Genomic DNA, 11,557 nt, shown 5'->3' with positions numbered 1-11,557 from the left:
ACTGATGGGAACAGCTGTAATGGCTGTTCTTTTTTTGTATAGAAAAAGCAGTTCCTAACCGTTCTCCTGAGCAACAAAAGTGTTCCATTTTATCAAGTTGGTCGAAATTTTTGACAAAGTGGTCGATATATGTCTGGATGTGGTCGATATATTTTAAAATCCGCCGATATATTCAAAAATGTGGTCGAAAAAATCAAAAAATCGCCAATAAAAACTTAAATTGCATTCTGATGGACCACTCTCAGTCAACCTTTCACAAAAAAATCCCCCAATCATGTAATCATTTACGTAAAATCTCCCCATTAAGCGAATATTTTTCAATAAATATTACCAAAACATCGGTCTGGATCTTAAAACTAAGTCCTCGCGCTTCCATATCGATAAAAAAGTAATAATGATATCCCTGTTTCACCTCGCGACAGTTCAATCAAATAATAAACTAACCTAAATTGTTATAAGACATACAAGGAAACCGAATGTCAATCATAAAATATAAAACAACTAAACTTCCTAAAATATTATTCGGAAAATTGTATACAAAAAAACGCTCCTGGCAACAATAGGTGTACGGAGGTGGAGAATTTGGGTTCGCTTTTAGCTAAAAATCAAATTTGGGAAACGTGTGTGATTTGCGAACAGACGAAAAGTGCTGGCATACACCTGTATACTTCTTTTATATGCACAGACTGTGAGAGCATCATGATCAAGACAGATACGAGTGATCCTAAATATAAATATTACGTAGAAAAACTTAGGAAAGTAACGAAATCTGGCATTTACAGTTAAAAGCTCATTTTGGGCTTTTATTTTTTTTTGCTAAAAAACAGTGTTAGAATAGATAGGTGTGAATTTATATATATATAGGTGAGACTATGGACCAATCCAAAACACCCTTGTACTCTCAATTGGTTAAGCATAAAAACGGAAGCCCTCTATCGTTTCATGTACCAGGCACAAAAATGGGGCATTTTTCCCCGAAGAGGGACTAGCCTACTTTAATCAAATTTTAAAATTGGATGCAACAGAAATAACGGGATTGGATGACCTTCATTCACCAGAGGGAGTTATTTTTGAAGCTGAAGAATTGCTTAGTGATTTATATAAAACGGATAAAAGCTTTTTTTGATAAATGGATCAACTGTCGGGAATCTTGCGATGATCTTGGCTGCGATTAATGAAGATGATCTGGTGCTTGTCCAGCGCAATTCGCATAAATCCATCATGAATGCTATAAAACTCGCAAAAGCTAAACCTGTATTCATTAGTCCTGACTTCAACGGGGAATACGGAGTAGCAGCAGGGTTAAGTATTGAAGGAGTTAAATCAGCAATCAGGCAGTATCCTTTTGCAAAGGTACTTATCCTAACCTACCCTAATTATTACGGACTGACTTATGATCTTAAGAGCATTATAGATTTGGCTCATGAGCATGGCATTCCTGTATTGGTGGATGAAGCTCATGGAGTCCATTTTATCGCAGGGGATTTTTTCCCGGCTTCTGCTGTTGAACTCGGGGCCGACATTGTTGTACAGTCTGCGCATAAGACATTGCCAGCCATGACAATGGGAGCATTCCTTCATTATCAGACGAATCGTGTATCACTCAGCAAGATAAGGTTCTATTTGCAGGCTCTGCAGTCAAGCAGCCCCTCGTATCCATTGATGGCTTCTCTTGATTTGGCACGCCTTTATCTGGGTACTTATAGCAAGGATGACCTCTCATACCTCAAAGATGAGATTGAGGAATTCAAAAAAAGGCTGCAGCAGTTAACGAAGATTCGTGTATTGCAACATGATGATCCGCTGAAATTAACTATACAATCAAGCGGTGCCTGGTCTGGTTTCGAACTGCAATCAAGGCTCGAATCAAAAGGAATCTTTACGGAACTGGCAGACCCTTATAATGTGCTGCTCATTCTTCCTTTATTGAAACATGGCATGAAGCACCGCTTGCAAGAAGCAGCTGAAAAGATTGCCAAGGTTGTAAGTGATATGCCTGAGGGAAAAAATAAACGTGAATCAAAGGTCGTTCATAAAAGTATTTCAACTTTAGAATTGAGTTATAAAGAAATGGTGCTGCAGCAGACTGAGTATGTCCTACTGGGGGACTCCGCAGGAAGGGTCTGTGCCGAGCAAATCATTCCTTACCCGCCGGGAATTCCACTTTGTCTCCCTGGTGAAGTTGTGACTAAAGATGATATTGAAACAATCTTATTTTTAAATGAAAAAGAAGCGAAAATCCAGGGCGGAGAATATTTGCATGCTGGTAAAATAAAAGTGTTTAAGAGTTGGAGGCTTTAGAATTGGAAAAGGGAATTTTTATTACGATAGAAGGTCCGGATGGTTCTGGAAAGACAACAATCCTTCAGATGCTTGCTGAAAATCTTGAAAAGGAAGGATACGCTGTGATAGCCACACGTGAGCCTGGCGGCATCGAGATTGCTGAACAAATAAGGAAAGTCATCCTGGATCCAGAAAATACGGCAATGGACCCGCGAACGGAAGCACTTTTATATGCCGCAGCGAGAAGGCAGCATCTTGCTGAAAAGGTGAAGCCTGCTTTAAACGCAGGGAAAGTCGTTTTATGTGACCGTTTTGTTGATAGTTCCCTTGCATACCAGGGATATGCTCGTGGTCTGGGCATTGATGAGGTCTACTCAATCAACGAGTTTGCGATTGAAAACATGATGCCAGCGATGACGCTGTACTTTGATGTTGCGCCGGAGATTGGGTTGGAAAGGATCAATAAAAACAAGGGACGCGAGGTCAATCGACTGGACATGGAGAAGCTCGAATTCCACCAAAAGGTGAGGGAAGGCTATATGATTATTGGCGAGAGATTCCCTGACAGGATTAGCAAAATCGATGCTTCAAGGGAATTAGAGGCAGTTTATAATCAAGCTGAAGCTAAGATTAAAGAGCTATTGAATAGTTAATATCCTGCACAACAAGCCTTGGTTTCGATCAGGCTTGTTTTTAATTGGAAATTTTTCCGGTTTGCGAATAAGAAGATGCATTTTGCCAATAAACACTGTAAGTTCACGGATAAGAAGATGCATTTTGCGAATAAACTCCGTAAGTTTGCGAATAAAGCATTAGAATTTGCCAATAAAACTATTCAATATACAGATAAGTGAATTTTAGATGGGAGGCAATGGAATTTTGCGTTTATATCATGTCTTGTCACTTGAATCCTGTTATAATAAACATACAAATGAAACGGAATGAAATAACACTTTTTCGTCTGGGTTGTTGCTTTTTTGAACCTAATTGCATTTTTGTCACGAAAGCGGCACGCCTGCGAATTAACCTAGGGGGATAATGAATGAAGTTAATTTTAGCTGTGGTCCAGGACCAGGATAGCAACCGTCTGTCCAATGCGTTAGTAGACCATAATTTCCGTGCAACAAAGATGGCTAGTACTGGGGGATTCCTGAAGTCAGGAAATACCACTTTTATCATAGGAACTGAAGACATCAGGGTAGAAAAGGCATTGGAGGTCATCAGGGATAACTGCAAGTCGCGTGACCAGCTTGTAGCACCTGTTTCGCCGATGGGAGGGAATGCGGATTCTTATGTTCCATACCCGGTTGAAGTCGAGGTTGGCGGAGCGACTGTATTCGTATTACCTGTTGAGCAGTTTCATCAATTTTAACGGGAAGTACCCGGAGGTCTAGCAAGAAATGAAGATTAATCAGGATATGCGCCTTAACATAGATAAAGTCCGCCAGGATCAAAAACAGCAGCCTGGGGGCGGAATCAAGTTCAATGAACTTGTGCAGAAACAGGAACATAAAATGCAGCTTGGACAGCTGCAGCAATTAATGAAGGAAGTCGATTCTGCCGGTGAGAGACTTGCCCGGTCGAGGACGTTCAAGGACCTGGCCAAGTTCAAGACACTGGTTAAACAATTCGTAAAAGAAACAGTCAACTTTGGAATGGAGCTAAAGCACTCGCATAGCTGGAACCAGTATGGCGAAGGCAGGTCGCTGAAGCTTGTAGAAACAATTGATGAAAAGCTAGTGGAGTTGACAGAAGAGTTAATGGATAATAAAGATGAACAGATTGATATTCTCGGAAAAATTGGGGAAATCAAAGGCCTGTTGATCAATTTATATACGTAAGTGAGTGATCGCATTGGCAAAGACGTGGGACGAGCTGGAGAGACTTCAGCCGAATGTTTTGAAAATGATTAAAAACAGCATCCTCAAAAATCGAGTAGCCCATGCGTATTTATTTGAAGGAATGAGGGGTACCGGCAAAAAGCAGATTAGTATTCTTCTTGCCAAGAGCATTAATTGCCAGGCACCGTTAGATGGCTATAAACCTTGCGAAAGTTGTTCTAACTGCAAAAGAATCAACAGCGGCAACCACCCGGATATCCATCTTGTCGAGCCGGATGGCCTGTCGATCAAGAAAGGACAAATCCAGCAGCTGCAAGAGGAGTTTTCGAAAACAGGTGTAGAGTCAAAGAATAAGTTTTACACGATTGTGCATGCCGATCGTATGACGACAAATGCGGCTAACAGTCTGCTGAAATTCCTTGAGGAACCGCATGCGGGAACTGTTGCCGTATTGATCACCGAGCAGGCACAGCAAATGCTGCCGACGATTTTATCGAGATGCCAAATGATCAATTTTACCCCATTATCCCCTAAAAATATGGCAGAACAACTGATAGCCAATGGGATACAGCCGCAAATGGCACCGCTATTGGCTCAGCTAACCAATAATTTGGAAGAAGCTTTAGAGATAAGTAATGATGATTGGTTTGCACAAGCACAAAAAATAGTGTTAAAATTATATGAAGTGCTGAAAAAGAGTTCACTTGAAGCTATGGTCGCGCTTCAAGAGAACTGGTTTATGCACTTTAAAGAGAAAGAACAAATCGATCGTGGTTTGGATTTATTACTTCTTATTTTTAAGGATTTATTATACATTCAGCTTGGCAAGAAAGACCAGGTTGTTTATCTAAACGAAAGCTCACGTTTAGAACAGTTTGCATTACAGACATCCGGACGGCGTCTTACCGAACAAATGGCAGCCATTCTGGAGGCGAAGAGGAAGCTGCATGCCAATATGAATCCCCAGCTGCTCATGGAGGAGCTGGTGTTAAAATTGCAGGAGGGATCTACACTTGTATGATGTAGTAGGTGTCCGCTTCAAAAAAGCGGGGAAGATTTATTATTTTGATCCCGGCGATCTCTCAATTCAAAAGGACGAATTCGTCATTGTCGAAACTGTAAGGGGCGTTGAGTACGGAAGAGTGGTAACTCCCCGTAAGCAGGTCGGCGAGAAGGATGTTGTCCTGCCTCTGAAAAAGGTAGTCAGAATTGCAGATCAGAAGGATCGCCTTATTGTTGAGGAGAACAAAACAGCTGCAAAGGAAGCGTACGATGTTTGCAGTGATAAAGTGAATGAACATCAGCTTGATATGAAACTTGTTGATGTTGAATATACATTTGACCGTAATAAAGTCATTTTCTACTTCACGGCTGATGGCCGCATCGATTTCCGGGAATTGGTCAAGGACTTGGCTCGATTTTCCGGACAAGGATTGAACTGCGCCAGATTGGTGTCAGAGATGAAGCGAAAATGCTTGGCGGGATAGGACCATGCGGCAGAATGCTTTGCTGTTCAACATTCCTGGGGGACTTTGATCCAGTTTCAATCAAGATGGCCAAGGATCAAAACCTCTCGCTTAACCCAACGAAAATTTCCGGCCTTTGCGGCAGGCTCATGTGCTGTTTAAAATATGAGAACGACGAATATGAATCAGCGAAAGAGCAGCTGCCTGACCTGGGTGAAATGATTGTTACACCTGATGGTACGGGTAAGGTCGTGGGATTGAACATCCTGGGACGAGTCATGCAAGTCGATATACCTGGACAGGAACGTGTGCTGGAATATACACTTGAGGAAATACAGGAAGCAGGAGCTGTATCGTTGCAATCATCCACAGATTAATGAGGTGGAACAGGTGGATAAAAAGATATCTTTGACTCAGTAAGTAATATGGAATTGCAGATTGGTGATTTATACCGTCAGCTTGGTGAGTTAAAACAGCATTTGGCAGAAGTTCTGGAAGAGAATAATGCATTAAAGCTGGAAAATGAGCATATAAGACGCCGTCTGGATCAAACCATAGGTAAAAAAGATCAAATTATTAAGAAAAGCGGTAAGGAAAACAGCAATCAGCCCCAGGGTGATAAAAACGTGGTCGACATCGGTGAAGGCTATGATAACCTTGCCCGTCTGTACCAGGAAGCTTCCATATCTGCAACCTGCATTTCGGAAGCCCACGCAAAGAAGATTGTCTGTTCTGTCTATCCTTTCTTAATAAAAAATAATTGGCAGCCTTCCTTAATTAGGGAAGGCTATTTTTATAAGATCCGTTTTGGAGGACCAACATAAAATGGTGAATTTACGAGAAGATGAGAGACTTGACTATTTATTAGCAGAGGATTTAAGGATCATCCAGAGCCCCAATGTATTTTCATTTTCGCTGGATGCTGTTTTGCTGGCGAGATTTGTCCGGGTGCCGATTCAAAAAGGCAGGATCGTCGACCTTTGCAGCGGCAATGGTGTGATTCCACTATTTTTAAGCGCGAGGACAAAGGGAAGTATCACGGGTGTGGAGATTCAGGAGCGTTTGTACGATATGGCTGTCCGCAGTATTGATTATAATAATCTTGAAAATCGGTTACATATGATTCATGGTGACCTAAAAGATGCGCCAAAAGAGCTTGGCTACGAAAAGTATGATGTCGTGACATGCAATCCGCCTTATTTCCCTACACCTTCGAAGGAAGAAATAAATCTGAATGAACATTTGGCGATTGCGCGTCACGAGATACTCTGCACACTTGAGGATGCGATTAAATCATCGAGCCAGCTTGTAAAGCAGGGCGGCAAGGTTGCTTTTGTCCACCGTCCAGGCAGGTTGATTGATATCATCGAGATCATGAGAAAATATCGGCTTGAGCCCAAGAGAATCCAGTTTGTATATCCAAAGGCCGGGAAGGAAGCGAATACGCTTTTAGTAGAGGCGATTAAGGATGGAAGCCCTGACCTTAAAATACTTGAGCCATTGACGGTATATGATGAAAATAATGAGTATACTCCAGTTATTAGAGTGATGTTATATGGAAGCAAATAAGCGCATAGAAACGGGTGATATGCATGCAACAGCAGAAAAGCTTTGAACGGGAGCATGAAAAGGGGATTCTTTATCTTGTGCCAACTCCTATTGGGAACCTTGAGGACATGACATTCAGGGCGATCAGGATCATGAAGGAAGCGATGTGATTGCGGCAGAGGATACGAGGAACACGAAAAAGCTATGTAACTATTTTGAGATTGAAACGCCCGTTACAAGCTATCATGAACATAATAAGAAAAGCAGCGGATATAAATTGATCGAAAAAATCAAGGAGGGAGCAAAAGTCGCGCTTGTCAGCGATGCCGGCATGCCAACCATTTCTGACCCAGGTGCAGAACTGGTGGCCGAAGCAATCGGCGAAGGATTGACTGTCGTACCGCTTCCCGGGGCGAATGCTGCCTTGACAGCTTTGATTGCTTCTGGCATACTTCCTCAGCCATTCTATTATTATGGATTCCTCCAGAGAGGAAAAAAAGATAAGAAGAAGGAACTTGAGCTGCTGGTGAAGCAAACTGCAACGATTGTACTTTATGAATCTCCTCACCGTTTGAAGGAAACGCTATCGGTGATGCTTGATAGACTTGGTGACCGAAAAATCGTCCTTTGCCGTGAACTGACGAAGAAATATGAGGAGTTCCTAAGGGGAACGATTTCTGAAGCATTGGCATGGGCAGAGACAGAAGAAGTCCGCGGGGAATTTGTATTGATCATCGAAGGAGCTTCACCGGATTTCATTGTCGAAGAAGAGAACCAGTGGTGGGAAAATTTAAGCCTGGAAGAGCATGTAGAACATTATATTTCCAATAAAGAAATGAACACTAAGGATGCAATCAAGCAAGCAGCCAAAGATAGAGGCATGCAAAAGCGAGAGGTATACCAGGCGTATCATATTAAAGAATAGTGCGGAAACAGCACATATAAAAAAAGGCCGTGGATTTGTCCACGGCCTTGAGTATTAGAATTATGCTTTTACAGGTTCGAAGCTTTCCTGGATTTCTTGAAGAAGCTGTTCAGCACCTTCACGGCTAAGGATTAGCTTGCCGCCTGCCAAAGTGATGTTGTTGTCAGAAACTTCACCAGTGATGTGGCAAGTCATATTTGGCTTGTACTTTTTAAGGATGATGCGATCATCATCAACATAAATTTCCAAAGCATCCTTTTCTGCAATGCCAAGAGTCCTTCTAAGTTCGATTGGAATTACCACACGGCCAAGCTCATCAACTTTACGTACGATACCAGTAGATTTCATAATAAACTATCTCCTCTCATTTTCCCTTATATTAAGTTCGTCATTTTTCGACATTTTTCTCTTATTGGTTTTATAATACCAGCGATTCCAATAACCGTCAATTATTTTATTTTTCTTCTATTAACAAATTTTAACACAGCACAAAAACCTTTACATAACAAGGGATTTAAAAGTAAAAAACAAGAGAGGGTAAGGAATGTTGCAGTTTGATCGAATTGAGATTTTAAGAAAAATATTATGGGGAGAATAGTAAATGGTTCTTCATTCGACAAATTTCTACATTATTATCATTCGACAAAATGTCACAAATTCGACATACTCTTGATGGCAAGTACATTATTTTGTAAACAGGTATAATCTCTTTATGGATTTGGTTATGATTTTATTATGCAGATTATCAATCTTTTACTCTGAAAATCGGTTATTAAGCTCCTGTCAAAAAAATAAGGCGGGGCTTTTTTGATCTTATAAGAAAGCATAAAACTTTTTACTTAGATTAGTGTCTAGCTCCAGCGCCTAGCCCCTCGAGACGTTTCGGTCCGCCCGATGAAGTCAAAGAGCGACTTCACCAGTCGGCCCTCCAACGCTTGTCGGGGCTGACCAAGACGCTTGCGCTTTTCTTATAAAGATTTGTCAGGGACATAGGCAAATCAAATTCTCTACCAATAAAATACGTAAACTTTATAGGGAGAATGTGCGTAGTGGAGGTTTTTTTTTATAAAAAATTATGTTTTTTCAAATTGAGTAAAATGAGATTGCCGAACCATCGACAATTGGCCTTTATTTTACATTAAAGTGTTATGAATCCTAGGGCATTAGCTGGTATAATAACTACTATTAGAATGAACTAGCAGTTTTAGTTAAGGAGGATCTTCATGGAAGAGAAACTGAAAACCTTTTATCTTACAACCCCGATTTATTATCCGAGCGGCAATTTACATATTGGCCATGCTTACACGACAGTAGCTGGTGATGCAATGGCACGCTATAAGAGACTGCGCGGCTATGATGTCATGTACTTGACAGGCACGGATGAGCACGGTCAAAAAATCCAGCGAAATGCTGAGGCGAAGGGCATCACTCCGCAGCAATATGTAGATGAAATCGTTGAGGGAATCCAGGACCTTTGGGGTAAACTGGATATTTCGTACAATGATTTTATCCGTACGACTCAGGATTGCCACAAGCAGATTGTCGAGAAAATTTTCGCCCAGCTACTTGAGCAGGGTGATATCTACCTTGATCAATACGAAGGCTGGTACTGTACTCCATGTGAATCATTCTACACAGACAGACAGCTTGAAGATGGAAACTGTCCAGATTGCGGCCGTCCTGTAGAAAAAGTTAAAGAAGAGTCATACTTCTTCAAAATGAGCAAATATGCAGACAGGCTGCTGAAATATTATGAAGAGAATCCTGACTTCATCCAGCCAGAATCCCGCAAGAATGAAATGATTAATAACTTCATTAAACCTGGACTTGAGGATCTGGCTGTATCCCGGACAACGTTTGACTGGGGTGTTAAGGTTCCTGGTGATCCAAAGCATGTCATTTATGTATGGATCGATGCGTTGTCAAACTATATCACGGCTCTTGGCTACGGAACTGATGACGATTCCAAGTACTTGAACTATTGGCCGGCGGATGTCCACCTTGTCGGTAAAGAAATTGTCCGCTTCCATACAATTTATTGGCCAATCATGCTGATGGCCCTTGACCTTCCGCTCCCTAAAAAAGTTTTCGCCCATGGCTGGCTTTTGATGAAGGATGGAAAAATGTCGAAATCCAAAGGGAACGTAGTCGATCCAGTTACACTGATTGACCGCTACGGTCTTGATGCGCTTCGCTATTACCTGCTCCGTGAAGTTCCATTTGGTTCTGATGGTGTATTCACTCCTGAAGGATTTGTCGAAAGGATCAATTTTGACCTTGCAAATGACCTTGGAAACCTGTTGAACAGAACGGTAGCGATGATTAACAAGTATTTTGATGGAGAAATCCCAGCCTACAATGGTTCCGCAGGGGAGTTCGAGAATCAGCTGCTTGAAGTGAACAAGGATACAGTTCAGAAGTATGAAGAAGCAATGGAAAAAATGGAGTTTTCCGTGGCGCTTACTTCAGTATGGCAGTTGATCAGCCGCTGCAATAAATTCATTGATGAAACTCAGCCTTGGGTGCTTGCGAAGGATGAAGAAAAGAAAGCGGCCCTGGCGGATGTGATGGTACACCTTGCTGAATCGTTGAGAAGAGTGGCTGTGCTGCTGAAGCCATTCCTGACAAGAACTCCTGATAAAATCTTTGCTCAGCTGAGTGTTGGTTCCGAAGCCCTTCAAACATGGGAAAGTCTAGAGGAATTCGGCCAGATTCCTGCTGGTACAAAGGTTGTTCAGGGAGAGCCAATCTTCCCACGCCTTGAATTGAAGGAAGAAGTTGAGTTCATAAAGGAAAAAATGCAAGGATCTGCTCCTGCGGCACCTGTTGAAGAAGAAAAGCTTGAAATTCAGGATGAAATCACGATCGATGACTTTATGAAGGTTGAGCTTCGTGTAGCGAAAGTCATCCATGCAGAGCCAGTCAAGAAGGCTGATAAGCTTCTGAAGCTTCAATTGGATCTTGGCTATGAAAAGCGCCAGGTTGTTTCTGGCATCGCGAAGTACTATAAACCTGAAGACCTCGTTGGCAAAAAGGTGATTTGCGTGACGAACCTCAAGCCGGTCAAACTCCGCGGGGAGCTTTCCGAGGGAATGATCCTTGCAGGGGAAAAAGACGGTGTCATGTCACTGGCAACAGTAGACGATGCACTATCTGTCGGCGCTAAAGTTAAATAAATACAAAATGAAAACCTGGAAATGTTTCATGTGTAACATTTTCGGGTTTTTTGTGTTAAAAAAGCAATTTTTTTAAAAGAGTGATTTATGATAGTAAGAGAGTCAGTTAGCAAGAAATGCGAAAGCGCCTTGGTCAGCCCTGACAAGCGCTGGAGAGCAGACCAGTGAAGTCGCTCTTTGACTTCATTGGGCGGACTGAAATTGAAAAGTATAGCCGACTGTCCAGAAACGCAGAAACTGGAGACTCCGCCGGCAGAAGCGCTTTTTGCTTCTGCCGGCGGAGTTGAAGTTTCGAAGTTTCTAGGAGGCGACACTAGA

Annotated in this window: 9 protein-coding genes and 4 pseudogenes; 12 read left to right on the top strand and 1 reads right to left on the bottom strand. The window is 42.0% G+C overall.

What is annotated here, in order from left to right; genetic code table 11:
* Nucleotides 1-573: 573 nt before the first annotated feature.
* The 11 genes and pseudogenes from JCM21738_RS18805 (at nucleotide 574) to rsmI (ending at nucleotide 8,063) form a co-directional block, all read left to right on the top strand.
* Nucleotides 574-786, top strand: a complete 213-nt coding sequence (locus tag JCM21738_RS18805; RefSeq protein WP_439646013.1) for a sigma factor G inhibitor Gin — start codon at nucleotides 574-576, stop codon at nucleotides 784-786.
* A gap of 148 nt (nucleotides 787-934) precedes the next feature.
* A pseudogene (locus JCM21738_RS27540) lies at nucleotides 935-1,785 on the top strand (aminotransferase class I/II-fold pyridoxal phosphate-dependent enzyme); the annotation flags it as partial.
* A gap of 153 nt (nucleotides 1,786-1,938) precedes the next feature.
* A complete protein-coding gene (locus JCM21738_RS27535) occupies nucleotides 1,939-2,301 on the top strand; it encodes an Orn/Lys/Arg family decarboxylase (protein ID WP_369385782.1) in 363 nt (120 codons plus the stop codon).
* A gap of 2 nt (nucleotides 2,302-2,303) precedes the next feature.
* Nucleotides 2,304-2,936 carry a dTMP kinase gene (tmk, locus tag JCM21738_RS18795; protein WP_023613339.1) on the top strand — a complete coding sequence of 211 codons (633 nt, stop codon included), beginning with the start codon at nucleotides 2,304-2,306 and terminating at the stop codon, nucleotides 2,934-2,936.
* Nucleotides 2,937-3,325: 389 nt separating this feature from the next.
* Nucleotides 3,326-3,655 carry a cyclic di-AMP receptor DarA gene (darA, locus tag JCM21738_RS18785; RefSeq protein ID WP_023613337.1) on the top strand — a complete coding sequence of 110 codons (330 nt, stop codon included), beginning with the start codon at nucleotides 3,326-3,328 and terminating at the stop codon, nucleotides 3,653-3,655.
* A gap of 28 nt (nucleotides 3,656-3,683) precedes the next feature.
* Nucleotides 3,684-4,124: a YaaR family protein gene (locus JCM21738_RS18780; protein ID WP_023613336.1), complete on the top strand. Its 441-nt coding sequence runs from the start codon at nucleotides 3,684-3,686 to the stop codon at nucleotides 4,122-4,124.
* 13 nt (nucleotides 4,125-4,137) lie between these two features.
* The gene (gene holB, locus JCM21738_RS18775; protein ID WP_023613335.1) at nucleotides 4,138-5,145 is read left to right on the top strand and encodes a DNA polymerase III subunit delta'; all 1,008 of its coding nucleotides are present in this window, start codon (nucleotides 4,138-4,140) and stop codon (nucleotides 5,143-5,145) included.
* A pseudogene (locus JCM21738_RS18770) lies at nucleotides 5,138-5,967 on the top strand (PSP1 domain-containing protein). Before holB ends, JCM21738_RS18770 begins: the two are co-directional and overlap by 8 nt.
* A 48-nt stretch (nucleotides 5,968-6,015) precedes the next feature.
* A pseudogene (yabA, locus tag JCM21738_RS18765) lies at nucleotides 6,016-6,350 on the top strand (DNA replication initiation control protein YabA).
* Between the two features lie 68 nt (nucleotides 6,351-6,418).
* Nucleotides 6,419-7,159 (top strand): tRNA1(Val) (adenine(37)-N6)-methyltransferase, encoded by a 741-nt coding sequence (locus JCM21738_RS18760; RefSeq protein ID WP_031307624.1) that lies wholly within the window; start codon nucleotides 6,419-6,421, stop codon nucleotides 7,157-7,159.
* A 23-nt stretch (nucleotides 7,160-7,182) separates the two neighbouring features.
* Nucleotides 7,183-8,063 (top strand): annotated as a pseudogene (rsmI, locus tag JCM21738_RS18755) (16S rRNA (cytidine(1402)-2'-O)-methyltransferase).
* A gap of 60 nt (nucleotides 8,064-8,123) precedes the next feature.
* Here the strand turns inward: rsmI and abrB are convergent.
* Nucleotides 8,124-8,411 carry a transition state genes transcriptional regulator AbrB gene (abrB, locus tag JCM21738_RS18750; RefSeq protein ID WP_023613330.1) on the bottom strand — a complete coding sequence of 96 codons (288 nt, stop codon included), beginning with the start codon at nucleotides 8,409-8,411 and terminating at the stop codon, nucleotides 8,124-8,126.
* Nucleotides 8,412-9,286: 875 nt separating this feature from the next.
* On the opposite strand from abrB, the gene metG reads away from it, so the two are divergent.
* Nucleotides 9,287-11,239, top strand: a complete 1,953-nt coding sequence (gene metG / locus JCM21738_RS18745) for a methionine--tRNA ligase (RefSeq protein WP_035209872.1) — start codon at nucleotides 9,287-9,289, stop codon at nucleotides 11,237-11,239.
* The last annotated feature ends 318 nt before the right edge of the window (nucleotides 11,240-11,557 follow it).

The sequence above is a fragment of the Mesobacillus boroniphilus JCM 21738 genome, assembly GCF_000517385.1.
Classification (GTDB): Bacteria; Bacillota; Bacilli; order Bacillales; family Cytobacillaceae; genus Mesobacillus; species Mesobacillus boroniphilus.
Note: the sequence above shows the minus strand (reverse complement) of the source record. Positions and strands in the feature narration are given on the sequence as shown.

Excerpts from the sequence above, each read along its gene's own strand:
- JCM21738_RS27535 (WP_369385782.1), top strand. The coding sequence starts at position 1,939 with ATGAAGCACCGCTTGCAAGAAGCAGCTGAAAAGATTGCCAAGGTTGTA.
- darA (WP_023613337.1), top strand. The coding sequence starts at position 3,326 with ATGAAGTTAATTTTAGCTGTGGTCCAGGACCAGGATAGCAACCGTCTG.
- JCM21738_RS18780 (WP_023613336.1), top strand. The coding sequence starts at position 3,684 with ATGAAGATTAATCAGGATATGCGCCTTAACATAGATAAAGTCCGCCAG.
- abrB (WP_023613330.1), bottom strand. The coding sequence starts at position 8,411 with ATGAAATCTACTGGTATCGTACGTAAAGTTGATGAGCTTGGCCGTGTG.
- metG (WP_035209872.1), top strand. The coding sequence starts at position 9,287 with ATGGAAGAGAAACTGAAAACCTTTTATCTTACAACCCCGATTTATTAT.